General features: G+C 68.0%; 20 protein-coding genes. 14 read left to right on the forward strand and 6 right to left on the reverse strand.

Annotated elements, in window-relative coordinates:
* Nucleotides 1-98: 98 nt before the first annotated feature.
* Nucleotides 99-1025: an NAD-dependent epimerase/dehydratase family protein gene (locus ACIQJ5_RS15050; protein WP_402845063.1), complete on the reverse strand. Its 927-nt coding sequence runs from the start codon at nt 1023-1025 to the stop codon at nt 99-101.
* Between the two features lie 58 nt (nt 1026-1083).
* Here ACIQJ5_RS15050 and ACIQJ5_RS15055 point away from each other — a divergent pair, with 58 nt between their 5' ends.
* From ACIQJ5_RS15055 to ACIQJ5_RS15070, 4 genes are all read left to right on the forward strand, one after another.
* The gene (locus tag ACIQJ5_RS15055; protein ID WP_231091314.1) at nt 1084-1647 is read left to right on the forward strand and encodes a TetR/AcrR family transcriptional regulator; all 564 of its coding nucleotides are present in this window, start codon (nt 1084-1086) and stop codon (nt 1645-1647) included.
* Between the two features lie 33 nt (nt 1648-1680).
* Complete coding sequence (locus ACIQJ5_RS15060) at nt 1681-2364, forward strand: type 1 glutamine amidotransferase domain-containing protein (protein WP_402845065.1); 684 nt, start codon at nt 1681-1683, stop codon at nt 2362-2364.
* A 78-nt stretch (nt 2365-2442) separates the two neighbouring features.
* On the forward strand, nt 2443-3114 hold the full coding sequence (locus ACIQJ5_RS15065; protein ID WP_402845067.1) for a HEAT repeat domain-containing protein: 672 nt from the start codon (nt 2443-2445) through the stop codon (nt 3112-3114).
* Nucleotides 3111-4127 (forward strand): MerR family transcriptional regulator, encoded by a 1017-nt coding sequence (locus ACIQJ5_RS15070; protein ID WP_402845069.1) that lies wholly within the window; start codon nt 3111-3113, stop codon nt 4125-4127. The genes ACIQJ5_RS15065 and ACIQJ5_RS15070 overlap by 4 nt, the downstream gene beginning before the upstream one ends.
* Nucleotides 4128-4129: 2 nt before the next feature.
* Here ACIQJ5_RS15070 and ACIQJ5_RS15075 read toward each other — a convergent pair whose 3' ends face one another.
* Both ACIQJ5_RS15075 and ACIQJ5_RS15080 read right to left on the reverse strand, forming a co-directional pair.
* Nucleotides 4130-5374, reverse strand: a complete 1245-nt coding sequence (locus ACIQJ5_RS15075) for an ROK family transcriptional regulator (protein WP_231091310.1) — start codon at nt 5372-5374, stop codon at nt 4130-4132.
* A 205-nt stretch (nt 5375-5579) separates the two neighbouring features.
* Nucleotides 5580-5936 carry a hypothetical protein gene (locus ACIQJ5_RS15080; RefSeq protein WP_402845071.1) on the reverse strand — a complete coding sequence of 119 codons (357 nt, stop codon included), beginning with the start codon at nt 5934-5936 and terminating at the stop codon, nt 5580-5582.
* 99 nt (nt 5937-6035) lie between these two features.
* Here ACIQJ5_RS15080 and ACIQJ5_RS15085 point away from each other — a divergent pair, with 99 nt between their 5' ends.
* A complete protein-coding gene (locus ACIQJ5_RS15085) occupies nt 6036-6878 on the forward strand; it encodes a hypothetical protein (protein WP_402845073.1) in 843 nt (280 codons plus the stop codon).
* A 59-nt stretch (nt 6879-6937) separates the two neighbouring features.
* Nucleotides 6938-7273: a hypothetical protein gene (locus tag ACIQJ5_RS15090; protein ID WP_402845075.1), complete on the forward strand. Its 336-nt coding sequence runs from the start codon at nt 6938-6940 to the stop codon at nt 7271-7273.
* Nucleotide 7274: 1 nt separating this feature from the next.
* On the opposite strand, the gene ACIQJ5_RS15095 is transcribed toward ACIQJ5_RS15090, so the two are convergent.
* Entirely contained in the window at nt 7275-7757 is a 483-nt protein-coding gene (locus tag ACIQJ5_RS15095) for an aminoacyl-tRNA deacylase (protein ID WP_231091297.1), read from the reverse strand.
* Nucleotides 7754-8278 carry a DNA helicase gene (locus ACIQJ5_RS15100; RefSeq protein ID WP_231091296.1) on the reverse strand — a complete coding sequence of 175 codons (525 nt, stop codon included), beginning with the start codon at nt 8276-8278 and terminating at the stop codon, nt 7754-7756. The genes ACIQJ5_RS15095 and ACIQJ5_RS15100 overlap by 4 nt, the downstream gene beginning before the upstream one ends.
* 114 nt (nt 8279-8392) lie before the next feature.
* Here ACIQJ5_RS15100 and ACIQJ5_RS15105 point away from each other — a divergent pair, with 114 nt between their 5' ends.
* The 8 genes from ACIQJ5_RS15105 (at nt 8393) to ACIQJ5_RS15140 (ending at nt 16095) form a co-directional block, all read left to right on the forward strand.
* Nucleotides 8393-8950: a peptidylprolyl isomerase gene (locus ACIQJ5_RS15105; RefSeq protein WP_231091295.1), complete on the forward strand. Its 558-nt coding sequence runs from the start codon at nt 8393-8395 to the stop codon at nt 8948-8950.
* A 5-nt stretch (nt 8951-8955) separates the two neighbouring features.
* Nucleotides 8956-9855 carry a rhomboid family intramembrane serine protease gene (locus ACIQJ5_RS15110; protein ID WP_231091294.1) on the forward strand — a complete coding sequence of 300 codons (900 nt, stop codon included), beginning with the start codon at nt 8956-8958 and terminating at the stop codon, nt 9853-9855.
* A gap of 160 nt (nt 9856-10015) precedes the next feature.
* Nucleotides 10016-10249 (forward strand): cell division protein CrgA, encoded by a 234-nt coding sequence (locus tag ACIQJ5_RS15115; protein WP_231091293.1) that lies wholly within the window; start codon nt 10016-10018, stop codon nt 10247-10249.
* Between the two features lie 48 nt (nt 10250-10297).
* Nucleotides 10298-11080 carry a class E sortase gene (locus ACIQJ5_RS15120; protein WP_231091292.1) on the forward strand — a complete coding sequence of 261 codons (783 nt, stop codon included), beginning with the start codon at nt 10298-10300 and terminating at the stop codon, nt 11078-11080.
* Nucleotides 11080-11244 (forward strand): hypothetical protein, encoded by a 165-nt coding sequence (locus tag ACIQJ5_RS15125; protein ID WP_231091291.1) that lies wholly within the window; start codon nt 11080-11082, stop codon nt 11242-11244. The genes ACIQJ5_RS15120 and ACIQJ5_RS15125 overlap by 1 nt, the downstream gene beginning before the upstream one ends.
* Complete coding sequence (locus ACIQJ5_RS15130) at nt 11222-11866, forward strand: anthranilate synthase component II (RefSeq protein ID WP_402845078.1); 645 nt, start codon at nt 11222-11224, stop codon at nt 11864-11866. Before ACIQJ5_RS15125 ends, ACIQJ5_RS15130 begins: the two co-directional genes overlap by 23 nt.
* A gap of 72 nt (nt 11867-11938) precedes the next feature.
* Complete coding sequence (locus tag ACIQJ5_RS15135) at nt 11939-13222, forward strand: MFS transporter (protein ID WP_402845079.1); 1284 nt, start codon at nt 11939-11941, stop codon at nt 13220-13222.
* A complete protein-coding gene (locus tag ACIQJ5_RS15140; protein ID WP_402845081.1) occupies nt 13219-16095 on the forward strand; it encodes a family 78 glycoside hydrolase catalytic domain in 2877 nt (958 codons plus the stop codon). Before ACIQJ5_RS15135 ends, ACIQJ5_RS15140 begins: the two co-directional genes overlap by 4 nt.
* Here ACIQJ5_RS15140 and ACIQJ5_RS15145 read toward each other — a convergent pair.
* A complete protein-coding gene (locus tag ACIQJ5_RS15145) occupies nt 15996-16598 on the reverse strand; it encodes a MarR family winged helix-turn-helix transcriptional regulator (RefSeq protein ID WP_402845083.1) in 603 nt (200 codons plus the stop codon). The genes ACIQJ5_RS15140 and ACIQJ5_RS15145 overlap by 100 nt on opposite strands.
* Between the last annotated feature and the right edge of the window lie 16 nt (nt 16599-16614).

Below are 16614 nucleotides of genomic sequence, written 5' to 3' on the forward strand. Positions count from 1 at the left end.
CGAACCCCTCAGGGTTCGGCTTCTGTCGTTTCCCGCGGGAAGGATCGAGAACACACCCCCGATCCGCTTCAGAAGTGCGCTCCTATCTTTCGCGCGGCTCAGGCGACGGCCGCTCGGATGATCTCGAGTCCGGATCGGTGATCGGTGACGGCGAAGTTGGCGAAGCGGGTACGGAACTTTGCCGAGTCGAAGAGGTTGTCCTGGGCGTAGCGGGGGAGCAGCTCGCGGATCTCCCGCGCCCCGGGGGAGAACGCCCCGACAGCGCTCAGCGCCCAGCGAGGCACCACCGTGTGCCTCGGGGGTCGGCCGAAGACGCTCGCGGCGCGGGCGACGAACTCCCGATAGGTGGGGTGTTCCTCCGGCGTGGGAAGGTGCCAGGTCTGGCCGAAAGCGTCGGCGGTGTTGCCCAGGAGCGCCAGCGCGCGACTGGCATCGGGAGTCCAGATGAGCGTGCGGCGACGGTCGTCGCGCACGGGTACGAGTGCCCTCTTGCCGGCCGCGATCCGGTCGATGACGAGCGTGTTCGTGAAGCTCTGGGTGCGCCCCGGTCCGTAGAACTCCGGCGCGCGGGCGATGAGGACAGGAATGTCGCCGCGGTTCATCTCCTCCAGGACCATCTCCGCCATGTCGGCGCGGACTCGGCCCTTTGGCCCGACGGGGGCGAAGGAGGTGTCCTCCGTCTGCACCCGTGCGTCCTGCGGATACATGTAGGTGTTGTCGAAGTACACGAAACCGGCCCCGGCCGCGCGCGCTGCGTCGAGCGCGCTACGCAGCATCGTGGGGAACTGGCGTTGCCAGAGTTCGGTGTCGGCGGGCAGCCCCGCAGTGAAGTACACGATCTCGCTGCCCCGAACGGCCTGCGCCGTACGGGCGGGATCGAGCAGATCGGCGCTCACGAGATGGTCGGTGGGATTGACCGCGCGCGGGTTGCGGCTCACGAGCCGGATGTCGTCCGTTGCCCGGTGATCCAGTTCCCGAGCGAGCTCGATGGCGATCTGCCCGTTCGCTCCGAGTATGGTCTGCACGTTTCCCCTTCATGCGGTATGTTAACGGTGTTCACATCATAAGGAGGGGAAGTTAGCGGTGTCAACATCATCAGCGGGTCCGTACCACCACGGGGATCTTCGCGCCGCGCTGGTGGCGGCGGCGCGCCGGTCACTGGAGTCCGGTGAGGCATTCTCGCTGCGTGCTGTGGCGCGAGAGGTCGGTGTCTCATCGACCGCGCCGTATCGGCACTTCCCCCATCGCGACGCCCTGGAGTCCGCCGTGGCTGCGGAGGGATTCCGGGACCTGTGGGACCTCCTCGCCCCGGACGGTGCTCTGCCGGAGTCGCCGCAGGAGTTCCTGGAGTTCGCGGTCGTGTACGTCGACTTCGCCGCCGATCATCCCGCACTGTTCCGCGTGATGTTCGGCAAGGAGTGCGATGACGCCAACGATGAGCGCGTGCTGGCTGCGGAACGGCTGCACGACCTTCTGGCGCGCGCGACCGCGGCGCTCTTCCCCGATCGAGACCCGGTCGCGCTCGCCACCGGGCTGTGGGGCGCGGCACACGGCCTGGCGTTCCTCTTCCTTGACGGCAAACTGCGCGCCGCCTCACGTGAGGAGCGCGCTGACCGGGTGCGCGCCGCCCTCGCGGCACTCATCTGACAACAGCCCTTACTCGCAGAAGGAAGGTGCACCATGACCCGACGCATCCTGAACGTCGTGACGAACGTCGGACACTACGACGATCCATCACACCCAACGGGACTCTGGCTCTCCGAGCTCACTCACGCCTGGCAGGTGTTCGAGGAGCGAGGCTTCGAACAGACGATCGTGAGTCCTGCCGGCGGTGCGGTGCCGCTGGAGCCGAGGTCGCTCACGTTTCCCAATAATGATCGCTCCGCGCGGGCATGGCGGGAGGATCCCGCTCGCATGGCACTCCTGGAGGACACGCTCGCGCCTGCCGACGTGAACGCCGGCGACTACGACGCGATCTTCTTCACCGGAGGTCACGCGGTCATGTACGACTTCCCCGACAGTGCAGGGCTGCAACGGATCACCCGCGAGATCTGGCAGGGCGGCGGCATCGTTTCCGCCGTCTGTCACGGATATTGCGGTCTGCTGAACACCCGGCTCTCGGATGGGTCGCTGCTCGTCGCGGGGCGCAGACTCACCGGGTTCGCCTGGCGTGAGGAGGTGCTGGCGCGCGTGGACAAGCTCGTGCCATACAACGCCGAAGAGGAGATGATCGCCCGCGGTGCGCAGTACGAGAAGGGCCTGCTGCCGTTCGCTTCTCACACCGTCGTGGACGGTCGTCTGGTCACCGGACAGAACCCGGGATCCGCGAAAGCCACGGCACGGCTCGTCGCCGGGATGCTCTGACGACCTCGAACCGATGTCATCTGCTGGCTTGACCTTGTCACGGTGACAAGGTGGATGGTGGTGAGTGGAGGTCAGAAGATGACAGAGAACACAAACGTGAGCCCCGGGGAACGGCTCCGGGAGGCGCTGTGGGGACCGGACGCATCCGCCCGGCTTCAGGCGGCTCTCGCCGCGGGCACCAGCCCGCATCCCGCGTACGTCGCGGTGCTCGTGGAACGTTGCCAGCACGAGGCGGACTTCTTCGTCCGTGACATGCTCACCTGGGCGTTGACCCGCCAGGATCGCGACCTGACCGTGACGCGACTGCTGCCGGAACTCTCCTCGCCATCCGCCCGGGCGCGGAGCCAGGCTCTGCACACGATGTCGAAGATCGGTGACCGGCGAACCTGGCCGGCCCTCCGGGACGACCTGCTGACGGACGCGGACGTCGAGGTGGCCCGTGCCGCGTGGCGTACCGCGGCGGGACTCGTACCGTCGGGGGAGGAAGCGGATCTCGCCCGGAAGCTGGTCACCCAGCTCGGCCGGGGTGATGCCGACACCCAGCGAAGCCTTAGCCGCGCCTTCGCCGTGCTCGGTGACCTCGTCGAGCCGATCGTTGAGGCGGAGATCGAGAACGCCGATCCAGCCGTGGACGCGCACGCCGCTGCCACGCTGGCCATCATGGCCGATCCCGAAACCGGGTTCGAGTCCGCGATCGCCGAGGCGAAACGCGTCGTGGCGCTTCGGTCGGCTCCGGCTCCGGGGGAGTGAGCGTCGTGCTCATCGGCGACGTGGCGCGGCATTCGGGCATCTCCGCTCGTATGCTGCGCCACTACGACCGCATCGGGCTGGTCTCTGCATCTGGTCGCACGACGGGCGGTTACCGGGAGTACTCCGATGAGGACATGCGCCGGCTTCTGCACGTCGAAAGCCTGCGGTCGCTCGGGCTGAGCCTCGCAGAGATCAGTGAGGTGATCGATGATCGTGAGTTCGATCCGGCCATCGTGGTGACGAGAGTGGTGGAGCAGACCCGTCGCCAGATCGTGCAGGCACAGGAACTCGTGCATCGCCTGGAGGGGATCACCGCGACCGAGCCGCGGAGCTGGGATGACGTGCTGCGAACGATCCACCTCATGCACCGGCTGGAGAAGTCGGACGCCTCTGCACGCCAGCGACTCGCCTTGCGGACGCAGGATGCGGACCAGCGCGACCTCCCGGTGCTGATCGATGCGATGCTCCGTGAGGAGGGGGAAGACGCCGCCGGTGCTCTGCAATGGGCGATCGCGCGCAGCGGCGATGCCGCGGTTGCGGTGTTGGCCGATGCCCTCGTGTCAGATGACCCCGGCCGACGGCGCCGTGCGTTCGACGCGCTGGTGAAGATCGACAGCCCAGCCGCGCGTCAGGTGATCAGAGAATCGGCGAGCCATCCGGATGAGCGGGTCCGGCGACGGGCGATCATCGCCCGCGCCGAAGACGACGAGGCGGATTCGATGGCCGCACTGGTGGAGCTGATCCGAAGCGGACAGGGCGACGTCGACGCATCGGATGCTCTCGCGGCGCTGGCCGATCGCACCGGGCTCATCGATGTTGCGGTGAACGTCGTCGCGCAGGCGCTGTCGTCGGCGGAGGCCCCGGCTCGGCGGAGGCTGGCCGCCGCGCTCGTCCCCTACCCGCCCGCGGTCACCCGTCCGGTCCTGGAAAGCCTGCTCGATGACGAAGACCGTGCGACCGCGCTGACCGCGCAGTATGTCCTCGACTCCCACGGCGCGGGGGAGTCGCCGTGATCTCAGCGCCCGAGTTGCAGCGTGGCGGGGCTCGGGGAGAACTTGTCGTCCAGCACCAGGCACGCCGCGCCGATGGCGGCAACATCGGCACCGAGCGCCGTGCCCTCGATCGTGACCTCGTGGAGCTGACGGGCGATGGAGTGCTGCGCGACCAGAGGGCGGATCGTGGCGAGGAAGCGTTCCGAGACGTGCTCCCACATCGCACCGCCGACGACGATCGAGTCGATGTCCAGCAGATTGGTGATCGTGAGAATCGCCGACGCGGTGGAGCGTGCGGCGGATTCGAGGAGACCCTGGGCGCCGGCGTCGCCGGCGTCGGCTCGCGCGCACAGCTCGCGGAAGGCCGCTTCGGCGAGAACGGGCGTGGACATGTCGGTGCCAGCGGGGAGGATACCGGCTGCCACCGCCTGCTCCGCCAGGCTCTGCGGTGAGCCGGACTGCCAGAACGCGCGGAAGTTGCCGGTGTAGCGATCGCCGAACTCCTCGGAGGACACCGGAAGGAGCCCGACATCGCCCGCGTTGCCGGAGATGCCGCGCACGACCTGATCGTTGATGACGATTCCGAGGCCGACACCCGTCCCCAGATAGAGGAAGGCGAAGTCTCGCGGACCGACGGACGCTCCGGCCCACTGCTCAGCGACGGCGCCCGCCGTCACATCCTTGTCCAGCAGGACGGGCAGGCCCGTGGCCTCGCGGATCTCGTCCCGCAGGGCCACGCGTTGCCAGCCGGGGAGGTGCGGCGGATCGAGCACGAGGCCGCGGGCCACATCCACCGGACCGGGGGATGCGATGCCGATGCCGATGATGCGCTCACGATCGATCGGCGCCTCCGCGATCAGGGCGGTGATCTGCGTGGTGATCTGCGACACGACGGCGCCGGGGTCCTGGACGGCGGGGGTCTCATGGCTGGCGTCCACCACCACGCGACCCGTGAAGTCGAGGAGGACGTACGTGATCACGGCCGGATCGATGTGCACGCCCACCGTGTAGCAGCCGGAGGGGTTCAGCTCGAGCATCGTGCGGGGTTTGCCGTACGCGACCGCCTGCTTGCCGGTCTCCACGATCAGATCCTGGTCGAGCAGCCGTCGGCAGATGTTCGACACGGTCTGGGCGGACAGGCCGGTCTCCTCCGTCAGCTCCACCCGGCTGCGTCCCGAGGGAGAGCGACGGATCGAACTCAGGACGATGCCCTCGTTGAAGTCTGCGACCCGCGGCATGTTGGTGCCGCGACTGTGGTTCTGCGTCACTGGAGCTCCTCGAATCGAACAAAGACAGCCGCGTCTGCGTTCCCCCACCTTATTCCAGCGGGTTGAAGAAGGGTTGCCGGGGGCTTGCGGTCGACCCGGAAGCAGTTCCTGCGAAGCGCGGGTCAGGCCGGCGCCATCAAGGGCTGACCAACGAAGAGGACTGCCCCTCCCGGATCCGGGAGGGGCAGTCCTCTTCGTGTGCGGGTCAGAGAGCGTCGACGGGTGTGATCGCCACCAGGTGATCCAGTGAGGCGTCCTTCGCCGCACGGTGCAGCAGGCGGGATTCGCCGTTGTCCAGGCTGACGAGAAGCAGGTGTCCGGCTCGCGCGGTCACGAGCAACGGTGCGCGCAGGGCGACGTCGAACCAGAGGATCTCCTCGTCGGCCAGATACCCGAGATCGATGAGCTCGCTCGAAGCGCCGCTCGGGAGGTCCACCAGGTGCAGCGCGGCCCGGGTCGCGTCGCCCACCACGGCCCGGCCGTCGGGGGCGAACCCGTTGCTGTGCGGATAGGCGGCGTAGACATCCATGACGAGGAGATCCTCGTCGGGGGCTATGGACACCGGTCCGCCTCCTTGCGCGTCGTCGGTGCGGACCACTCTAATTCAAATTGGTGGAGTAAGTCCAGTGTGCCGTGCCACGAGATAGGGCACGATGGTGCGATGGAGCAGCTTCATGAGTTTCGGGCGATGAACGAGCACCTCGGCGAGTTCACCGACAGGCTCAACCCCGAGTTCCTCTCCGCTCACCCGCTCGACTCGTCGCTCGACCCGGCGAGCGTATACGGCCGCCGGACGCTGGACGTCTTCGACCTGGTCGATGTGACCGGTCGCGTCCTCATCACAGCGGGCCGCCCGGCTCCGGGTTTCGAACTGCTGTACGCCGCGCACGCGGAGATGTCCGCCGTGGTCAGCATCTCCTCCTCTTTCCCCGGAGCCGCACGCACGGAGGCGTTCTGGGTGAGCCGTCACGGGGTCACGCAATCCCGCTTTGCCACTCCTCCCGCGTCCGATGACGGCGTTCTGTGGCTGCAGCCGTTCGAAAGCCTCGCCCCCGCGGTGCTCGAGATCGCGAGCCTCGCGAACTCCACGGACGTGCCCGCGGAGTTCCGCGTGCCCGTGAAGCGATCTGCGGTGCGACCCCTCGCGCCGCGGGTCGAGGTCTTCGCCGCGATCGCCGACGCCATCCGGGGCGTCAGCCCCGGCATGGCCGAGCAACTGGACGCGGGCAACGGGCGGCAGCTGAGCTTCTCCGTCGATCTGGTGGACGAGGGTGGCCTGCAGAGCATCGACCACACGTGGGTGGTCACGCCTGTCGGCGCCCTGACCGTCGTCTTCGAGAAGGAGCGCATGTTCCGCCCGGACACTTTCATCACGAGCCTGAGTCTGTTCGAGCTCCGCCGTCGCATCGAGGATCTTCTTCCCGGCGAGGCGCAGCGTCGCTTCTGGAACAGGCTGGCGGCCGAGACGGCGGAAGCGCGGGTCGATACGACGATTCCCGGCTGATGCTCGCATCTCCTCCAGGGATGCGAGCATCGCCTATGCTCAGCCGGGAGGGGGAGCATATGGATGAACCACAGCCGGGGGCCGTCGGGTCGTACGACCGGGCGCGGGCGATCAGGTTCGCATACGCATCGCTGGCGTGCGCTCTGGTCGGCCTGATCTGGATGTTCATCCGCAACGAACTCGGGGAGCCGAACCTGCTGCTGGTCCTGCCGTGCGTCGCGGCGTCGGTGCTGGCGATCGTCTTCGCCGTCAGGACGCTTCGCCGGACGCACGGTCTTGCTCGTACAGCAGCGATCCTCGGACTTGTGGTGGGGGCCGTCGGAGCGGGCCTCGGCGGCATCTATCTGCTGCTGATGGGACCGTTCCTGCTGTGGGCGATGCTCGGCAGCGCCTGAGTCAGCGGATCTCGGTGATCGGCTGGGAGATGTCTGCCACCGTGGCGCCGTACGCGGTGATGAGCGCGTCGGCGTCGACGAACAGGCTGTACCCGTGTGCGCCGGCTCCCATCGCGATCCGGCGTCCGACGATGGACTCGTCTGCGTAGATGGGCCAGTCGGTCGTGCTGCCGATCGGGACGATCGTGCCGCGCTCGTAGCCCGTCGCGGCGAGGGCGAGATCGGGGGACGGGAGCTTGAGCTTGTTGACTCCGACCACGGCTCGCAGTTTCGGCCAGGAGATGGCCTTGTCGCCGGGGATCAGCGCGAACAGGTAGGTGTCGTCGGCCCGCTTGACGACGAGCGTCTTGATGATGTCGGCGGGCTGGAGACCGAGGAGCGCGGCTGCTTCCTCCAAGGATCCCGCTTGCGGTCGCTCACGCACATCGACATCGAGGCCGCGCGCACGCGCGGCCTCGATGACTCGATCCGTGGACTGTGTCACGCGTCGGGCGCGGACAGCGGGTCGTCGGCGACCCAGAGCTCGTCGTCGGCGCGCAGCGTCTGCCACGCGGCGTAGAGCACGCCGATCGCCGCAGCCGCACCGAGGACGATGGCGATGACGCCACCCGCACCGATGCCCTTCTTCTGCGGCTGGATCGGCTCGACGGCGCGAGCGAACGCGCGCTGCACGCCGGTGGTGTTGATGCGGTGGCGCGTGTTGTTGGCGGCGTCCCAGGCGGACAGCGCGGTGCCGATGGCTCCGCCCACGACCGGGACGACGCGGTGGTCGACGAATTCACGGCCGGCCTTGACGCTGCGATCCACGACCGGCGCCACACGCGACTCGTACGCGTGCTGCACGGTGGGAACGACCTGCTCACGGCCGAAGTTTCCGAGCTGGCGACTGGCCTCACGGGCGAGTTCGGCGGCGTCGCCTGCGAGGTCCTGCTGGTGGGCCCACAGCTGGTTGGCCGTGTCCTGGAGCTTGCGGAGCTCCTTCTTACGCTTGCGGCTGAGGTTCATGTGACCCCTCCCTATCAGAACGAACGTCCCCATCTTGCCAGACCACGCCTTGGAATCGACCCCCTTGACGGGCCTTTCCGCCGGTCTCACGGTCAACTCTGCGAGAATCGCCACATGGCTCTTCACTCTGCAGTCGCAACCATCCACACCAACCACGGCGACATCGTGGTCAACCTGTTCGGTGACCACGCACCCGTCACCGTCAAGAACTTCATCGGCCTCGCTGACGGCACCGGTGAGTGGACCGACCCCGCTACCGGCAAGCCGGGCGAGGGACCCCTCTACAAGGACGTCATCTTCCACCGCATCATCCCCAACTTCATGATCCAGGGCGGCGACCCCCTCGGGCAGGGCGTTGGCGGCCCGGGCTACAGCTTCAACGACGAGATCCACCCGGAGCTCGACTTCAGCAAGCCCTACCTGCTGGCCATGGCCAACGCGGGCCTGCGTCGCAATGCCATCACCGGCGCCGTCGAGGGCACCAACGGCTCGCAGTTCTTCATCACCACCGACCCCACCCCGTGGCTCACGGGCAAGCACACCATCTTCGGTGAGGTGGCCGACGACGCATCGCGCAAGGTCGTCGACGAGATCGGCGCAGTGCGCACGGGTGCCGGCGACCGTCCGGTCGAGCCCGTCGTGATCTCCTCGATCGACATCGCAGCGGTCTGACACACGTGACGTCCGCCGAGGTCACCCGCAACAGGGACAACTTCTGCTACCGCCATCCGGACCGGATGAGCTTCGTGCTGTGCCAGAAGTGCCTGCGCACGATCTGCCCGGAATGCCAGACACAGGGCGCCGTCGGCGTCGTGTGCCCGGAGTGCATGAAGCAGCAGGCCGCCCAGCGAACCGCGGCACAGAAGAAGGCGGAACGTCGATGGGGTCGCGGGAGCGGAGCGGTCGTCGCCGCCTCCGGCTCCCGCACCCCGCGTGTCACCTACGCGATCATGGCGGTGACGATCGTCGTCTCCCTGATCCAGATGATCCCCGGGCCCATCGGCGTCGCCGTCACCAGCGCGCTCTCCTTCGTGGGCTATGCCATCACCCCGGAACTCGGATCCAACGTGCAGCCCTGGCGCGCACTCAGCGTGACGCTGGTGCACGGCAGCTTCCTGCACCTGTTCTTCAACATGTTGTCCCTGTGGATGATGGGACGCATCCTGGAGCCACTGCTCGGCCGCTGGCGATTCCTCGCCCTCTACGTGATCTCCGCCCTCGCCGGTTCGGTGCTCATGGCGTTCCTTGCTTTCGACCAGTTCGTCGTCGGCGCATCCGGTGCCATCTTCGGAACGTTCGGCGCTCTCATCGTGATCACGCGGCGTCTCGGCGGTGACATCACTCAGATCCTCGTCATCGTGGGAATCAACCTGCTGATCGGGTTCATTCCGGGCTTCAACGTCGCCTGGCAGGCTCATCTCGGCGGTCTGATCGGCGGTCTTGTGGTCGGCGCGATCTACGCCGCCACACGTCAGCGGTCCCAGCGGGGACTGCAGATCGGCCTCCTCGCCGGCTTCGCGCTGCTGTTGTGCGCGTCGGTGTTCCTCCTGCCGGTGGTCCATCCGATCGTCGGCTGACACGCCCGGTCCGGGCGGGGTTGTCCACGGCTCGCCCGGGCTTCTGCACACGTTGTCCACATAGTTATCCACAGCCTGGGGATGAAAATCACATCCGTGTGATTTCCGGGTGCGGACGGCCCGGATCGTCAGATTCGGTGCGGGTCGATAGGATGTCGGCATGGCACGACGAGGAACGCCGGAAGAGCGCGAGAACGTACACCCCGACGCGACCCCGAACCCGGTGTGGTTCAAGCCGGTCATGATCGGGTTCCTGCTGATCGGTCTCGCCTGGATCCTGGTGTTCTACCTCAGCGACCAGCAGTTCCCCATCCCGGGCATCTACGGCTGGAACCTCGCCATCGGTTTCGGGATCGCACTCATCGGATTCCTGATGACGATGCGGTGGCGCTGATTCCACCGCGTGTGGATTCTTCCCAGAGTGTCTGACTAGGCTCGCGCTGTGACCACCGAGCTTCCTACGCGCCGAGCAGCGCGCGCCCGCAAACGCGGGCGCGTCACGGTGACCGGCGTTCTCGGCGAACTGCTGATCACGGGCGGTGTGCTTGTGCTGCTCTTCGTCGTCTGGCAGATGTGGGTCGGCGACATGATCCTCGGCGCCGCGGCCAACCAGCAGGCGCAGGATGTCAGCCAGACCTGGGCGGACGACGCGAAGAACAGCGGTCAGCCGTTGCCCACGTCGGACCCCTCGCAGAAGTACAACACCCTGGTCGCTGACCCGCCTCCCATCGAGGAGCCGGCCAGCGGTGAGGTGTTCGCCACCTTGCACATCCCGCGTCTGGGCCAGGAGGTCAGGATCGCGGAGGGCACCGCCACCTGGGAGAGCCTCGATCTCGGCATGGTCGGCCATTACAACGACACCGCGATGCCGGGAGACATCGGCAACTTCCCGGTTGCCGGGCACCGTGGCAGCCACGGAGCCCCGTTCATGAACCTGCCCGAGATGCAGGTGGGCGACGCGGTGGTCGTGGAAACCCCGGACGGCTGGTACACCTACCGGTACCGAAACATGGTCTACGTCACCCCGGATTCCGTGGATGTGCTCGACCCCACGCCGCAAAACACCACGGTGGAGGCGACGGGGCGCTATCTGACCATGACGACGTGCAGCCCGCGGTACGGCTTCTCGGAGCGCCTCATCGGCTACGCCGTGTTCGAGGCCTTCACCCCGCGCGTGGCAGACGGCAAGCAGCCGGCGTCGCTCTATCTCCCGAAGGAGAGCTGATGTACGGCGCTCTGTGGCGTGTCCTTCCCGGACCCTGGTTCGTGAAGCTGATCATCGTGCTCGTCGTGGTCGCCGCGATCCTGTACGGCCTGTTCTGGTACGCGTTCCCCTGGGTCAGCGCGACGTTCTTCCCGCCCGCGGATGCCAACACCATCACGCAATAGCGCTTCACGCATCCTCGTCGTGGACAATCACGACTCCTTCGTGCACACGCTGGTGGGGTATCTCGTCGAGCTCGGCGCGGGTGTCGACTTCATCGAGGCGGATGACATCGCCGATGCCACCGCCGTTGTCCGCGGCTACGACGGTGTGCTGATCTCGCCGGGGCCCGGTCGCCCCGAGGATGCCGGCGCCTCGATCGACGTGGTGAAGGCCGCTGTGAGGGCGAATGTGCCCCTCCTCGGCGTGTGTCTGGGACACCAGGCCATCGCTGTCGCGCTCGGCGGTGTCGTGGGGGTCGCCCCCGAGCCGATGCACGGCCGGGTGTCCGCGGTCAGCCACGATGGCACCGGCGTGTTCCGCGGGGTGCGGGCGGAGGTTCCGGTCGGTCGCTATCACTCGCTCACCGTCGAGGAGAGCACACTGCCCTCCGAACTCCGGATCACGGCTCGGGCGGGGCAAGTGGTGATGGGTATCGTGCATCGATCAGCGCAGGTCCACGGCGTGCAGTTCCATCCGGAGAGCATCCTCACGACGGACGGATACCGGATGCTGGCGAACTGGCTCGAGGTGACCGGGGACGCGGGTGCGGTCGCGCGTGCGGCGACGCTCACACCGCATCGATAAACGGATGATTGTCTACACGACAATCATCCGTTAGTGTGGCGGCATACCTTCCCGTGCTTCGAAGGAGAAGCCATGTCCGCTCGTCCCCTGCACTCTCGTCCCTGGTGGGTCGCCGTCGTCTCCGGTATGGCGTCCTACATCGATTCCGCCGCCATCACCGGCTTCAGCACCTCGATCGTCATCCTGCAGCAGGACCTCGGCCTCACCCAGTGGCAGGTGGGCGTCGCGGCCGGAGCCCTCACGCTGTCGATCGCCTTCGGAGCGTTGATCGGCGGCAGGCTGGGGGATCGGCTCGGGCGTCGTCCGGTCTTCACCGCCACCATGGTGCTGATCCTCACGGCTGTGGGAGCGCTCGTCGTGGCACCGTCGTTCGAGATGGTGGTCCTCGGCGCCGTGCTGCTCGGCCTCGGCACCGGAGCAGACCTGCCGGTCTCGCTCTCGACCATCGCTGAGGCGGCGACGGAGCGGAACCGCGGGCGTCTGCTGGGCTTTTCCAACCTGTTGTGGATCATCGGGATCGTGGTCAACACGGTGCTCGCCAGCGTGGTCGGGGACTGGGGGCGTGCCGGTGCCCAGGTCCTGTTCGCGCACATCGGCGTGGTTGCCGCCCTCGTCCTGGTCGGACGGCTGACCATCCCGGAATCCGCCGCGTGGCAGGCCGCTCGCACCCGCAAGCGCGCCGGCACGTCCGGCGAGCGTGCTGATCGCGCCCGCATCAGCGACCTGCTCCGTCCGCCCTTCCTGGTGCCGTTTCTCGCTCTCGTCGCCTTCTACGCGTTCACGAACCTCGTCGCGAACACCAGCGGACAGTTCGGCACGTACATCGTGGTGACCTATGGTGGCGCCACCGTGGGACAGGCCGCGCTGATCGCACTGCCGATGGTGCCGGTCGCCGTGCTGGGATACCTCTGGTTCATGAAGATCGCCGACGGCCCGCGTCGCTTTGTGTACTTTCAGGTGGGCGCGGTCCTGATGATCGCGTCGAAGCTGCTCGTCGTGGTCGCGGGGCTCAACCTCGTCACGTACGCCGTGAGTGCGCTGCTGGCGGCCGTCGGGGGTGCGTTCGCCTTCGAGGGGATCATGAAGGTGTGGACACAGGAGGCGTTCCCCACGCTGCTGCGCTCCACCGCACAGGGCGCGATCATCGCGATCGGCCGGTTCTCGGCTGCGGGGCTCGCGGTGATCACGCCGCTGATCCTCGACACGAGCGTCGCGGTGATGTACGTGCTGCTCACCGTGTTCAACGTCGTGGGCCTCGGCTGCGCGTGGCTGGCCTTCCGCCGTCGTCGTCCCGCTCCGATCCCCGATGAGGACCCCGGACGCTCGGAGACGGTCACGGCCGGGGAAAGCCGATGACCGCCGTCGCCGTCGTCACCCGGGTGGATGTGGAAGCGCCCCGTCGGGGCGATCCCACACCGGTGGCCGAGCCGCGGATCGGTTGGCGGATCACCGTGCCGTCGCCGTCATGGCGGCAGGCCGGTGCAGAGGTCGAGTGGAGCAGCGCGGGCGCGGTGGAGCGGGTCCGGCTGCCGGGTGGAGGGCGACCTCGGCGTACGTGGCCGTTCGCTCCGCTCGCGCCCCGACAGCAGGGCACGCTGCGTGTCCGGGTGTTCGGCGACGATGAGTCGGCGAGCGACTGGAGCGAACCGGTGCCGGTCGTTGCCGCATTTCTCGGGGACGGCGAATGGCATGCTGACTGGATCGGCCAGCGGACACCGGAGATCCACGCGCAGCCGGTACTGCTCCGGCACGAGTTCACGGCGCACGACGTGGTGCGCGCCACCCTGTATTCGAGTTCCGTGGGCGTGCACCAGGTGAGTGTCAACGGCGCCGACGTCACCGACCATGTCCTCGCACCCGGATGGACCCCGTACTCCGCACGCACCGTCCACGAGACCACCGACGTCACCGGCCTCCTCCGTGAGGGGGACAACTGCATCCTGATCCGCCTGGCCGGCGCCTGGGCCACGGAGCACTTCGGCTTCCGCCAGAACGCGCAGCCGCGCTACGGCGAGCAGCCGCGCGTGGCGATGCAGCTTCTCGTGGAATCGGCAGACGGTGCACATCGGTGGATCTCGACCGACGGTGCCTGGCGCACTACCCGTGGCGCGCTGCGCACCAGCGGTCTCTACGCCGGTGAGTGCTATGACGCGCGTATGCACCTGCGGGACGCAGCGGGTCGCCCCTGTGACCAGCCGGGGTACGACGATGGCGGGTGGACACCGGCACTGATCCATCCCGCGGAGCACGTCCCCGGGCCGCGGATCTCTCCTCCCGTGCGCCGCACGGACGAACGCCGACCCGTCGCGCTGCTGCCCGGTGCGGGCGATGCGACCATCCTCGATTTCGGGCAGAACCTGGTCGGGCGGGTGCGGCTGCGCGTGACGGGCCCGGCGGGCACGACAGTGACGGTGCGCCACGCGGAGGTGCTCGAGCACGGTGAGCTCGGCGTCCGGCCGCTGCGCCGGGCCGCCGCCACCGATCGCTACACGCTCAGCGGCGAGGGCGTCGAAGTGTGGGAGCCGGAGTTCACCTTCCACGGCTTCCGGTACGCCGAGGTGAGCGGCTGGCCGGGTGAGATCGTCACCGACGACGTGACCGCCGTGGTCATCCACAGCGACCTGGAACGCACCGGCTGGTTCCACACCTCTCATCCCTTGCTTCAGCGGCTGCATGAGAACGTCGTGTGGAGTCTGCGGGGGAATTTCCTGTCCGTGCCCACAGACTGCCCACAGCGCGATGAACGGCTCGGATGGACCGGCGACATCCAGGTCTTCGCCCCCACGGCCGCGTTCCTCTACGACGTCCGGGGATTCCTCGACTCCTGGCTGCGCGATCTTGCTCTGGAACAGGATGACGAGGGCGTGGTCCCGTTCGTGATCCCCGATGTGATCGGCCTGGCACGGCCCGCGGCCGCATGGGGGGACGCGGCCGTCATCGTGCCGGACGTGCTGGAACGGCACTTCGGCGACCGCGATGTGCTCACACGTCAGTACCCGAGTGCCCGGGCGTGGGTCGAGCTCTGCCTGCGACGGGCGGGGGCTGGCCGGGTGTGGGAGGGGGACTTCCAGTTCGGGGACTGGCTCGACCCGACGGCACCGCCCGACCGACCGGGCCAGGCGATGACCGCCACCGGGCTTGTAGCCACGGCCTATCTCGCCCACTCGACGCGTCTGTTGTCGCGAGCAGCAGAGATCCTCGGGCACACGACGGACGCGGAGCGCTATCGCGGCGTCGCGGACGAGGTGCGGCAGGCATTCGTGCGCGAGTACGTGACCGGGGCCGGGCGTCTGCTCTCCGACACTCCGACCGCCTACGCGCTGGCGCTGACGTTCGATCTGCTCCCCTCGGCGCTGCGTGACCCCGCGGGACGGCGGCTGGCCGCTCTCGTGCGGGAGAACGGCTATCGCATCGCGACAGGGTTCGTGGGCACGCCGATCGTGCTCGATGCCCTCACGTCCACCGGGCACGATGCCGCGGCAGGGCGCCTGCTGCTGCAGACGGCCTGTCCATCCTGGCTCTACCCGGTCACCATGGGTGCCACGACCATCTGGGAACGGTGGGACTCGATGCTTCCCGACGGATCCATCAACCCCGGCGACATGACCAGCTTCAACCACTACGCGCTGGGTGCGGTGGCCGACTGGATGCATCGCGAGCTCGCGGGCCTGGCCCTGACCCGACCGGGTCATCGCAGCGTCCGCATCGCACCGCACCCGCTGCCCGGTGTCGACGACGCCTCCGCGTCCTACGAGGGTCCGTTCGGCCGGATCGAGGCGGGATGGCGACGAGAGGACGCGCAGATCGTGGTCCACGCCGCCCTTCCCGCGGGCGTCACGGCCCAGGTGCGTCTTCCCGACGGGCGTGAGTTCTCCGTCGGCGCCGGCAACCATCGCTGGGTGTGCCCGGCGGAGGGTGGATCATCGCCGGGCGCAGTGGGAATGGACACCGCGCTCGCGGATGTCATCGACGATCCGGAAGCGCTGCGGCTGGTCGAGCAGCTGCTGGAGCAGCACGGCCCGGGATCGGTGGCGGCGATGCACGCGGGCACGCGCTGGACAGCACGGCAGACCCTGGCCGAAGTGGTGTTCCAGTACGCCAGCCCGATGATCCAGGCCGAGATCGCGCGTCAGCTGGCAGAGCTGTCTGCGGACCGGCTCGGATCCCATCGGGCTGCCGAAGGCTCCCAGCTGACGCCTGCCACACGCCGCACCCCGCCGTCCATCTGATCGTCCAGGTCTCGCACCAGACGGACGAGCAGTTCCTCGAACCGGGTCAGATCCTCATCGCTCCAGTGGGCGACCGCGGCGCCGAGATCATCGTCGCTGGCCGCGACGATGCGGCTCGCCACGGACCGCCCCTGCAGGGTCATCCCGATCATCGTCTCGCGGCCGTCCTCGGGGTTCGGCATGCGACCGACGAGACCGGCCTCTTCCAGACGACGGATCACCTTGCTGAGGTTGGATCGTCCCGTGTGCACGGCGTCGGCGAGCTCGGTGGGGCGGGCGAGGCCGCGATAGGCGAGCTGATTCATGACCAGGAACGCCAGCATGTCGTCGGCGAGCGGGAAGTCGCTGCGCCGCAGCAGATCCTCGCGGCGGGTCATCGACGACGCCCACGTGATCATCGCCTGCATCGCCGCCCGCGCGTTCAGTCCTCCGTCCCCGATGACCGATCGATCAGCGCCGGGAACGGATTCCAGGTTGACGGACGCGGAGGGCGGACGGGGCATGCGCTCATTCTCTCGC

The organism is Microbacterium sp. GXS0129 (genome assembly GCF_044769785.1).
Taxonomy (GTDB): domain Bacteria; phylum Actinomycetota; class Actinomycetes; order Actinomycetales; family Microbacteriaceae; genus Microbacterium; species Microbacterium nymphoidis.

Bases quoted from the DNA above. Each gene is read 5' to 3' on its own strand.
- ACIQJ5_RS15145 (WP_402845083.1), bottom strand. From the start codon at position 16,598: ATGCCCCGTCCGCCCTCCGCGTCCGTCAACCTGGAATCCGTTCCCGGC.
- ACIQJ5_RS15135 (WP_402845079.1), top strand. From the start codon at position 11,939: ATGTCCGCTCGTCCCCTGCACTCTCGTCCCTGGTGGGTCGCCGTCGTC.
- ACIQJ5_RS15115 (WP_231091293.1), top strand. From the start codon at position 10,016: ATGGCACGACGAGGAACGCCGGAAGAGCGCGAGAACGTACACCCCGAC.
- ACIQJ5_RS15065 (WP_402845067.1), top strand. From the start codon at position 2,443: ATGACAGAGAACACAAACGTGAGCCCCGGGGAACGGCTCCGGGAGGCG.
- ACIQJ5_RS15140 (WP_402845081.1), top strand. From the start codon at position 13,219: ATGACCGCCGTCGCCGTCGTCACCCGGGTGGATGTGGAAGCGCCCCGT.
- ACIQJ5_RS15060 (WP_402845065.1), top strand. From the start codon at position 1,681: ATGACCCGACGCATCCTGAACGTCGTGACGAACGTCGGACACTACGAC.
- ACIQJ5_RS15130 (WP_402845078.1), top strand. From the start codon at position 11,222: ATGCCAACACCATCACGCAATAGCGCTTCACGCATCCTCGTCGTGGAC.
- ACIQJ5_RS15100 (WP_231091296.1), bottom strand. From the start codon at position 8,278: ATGAACCTCAGCCGCAAGCGTAAGAAGGAGCTCCGCAAGCTCCAGGAC.
- ACIQJ5_RS15085 (WP_402845073.1), top strand. From the start codon at position 6,036: ATGGAGCAGCTTCATGAGTTTCGGGCGATGAACGAGCACCTCGGCGAG.
- ACIQJ5_RS15105 (WP_231091295.1), top strand. From the start codon at position 8,393: ATGGCTCTTCACTCTGCAGTCGCAACCATCCACACCAACCACGGCGAC.
- ACIQJ5_RS15125 (WP_231091291.1), top strand. From the start codon at position 11,080: ATGTACGGCGCTCTGTGGCGTGTCCTTCCCGGACCCTGGTTCGTGAAG.
- ACIQJ5_RS15090 (WP_402845075.1), top strand. From the start codon at position 6,938: ATGGATGAACCACAGCCGGGGGCCGTCGGGTCGTACGACCGGGCGCGG.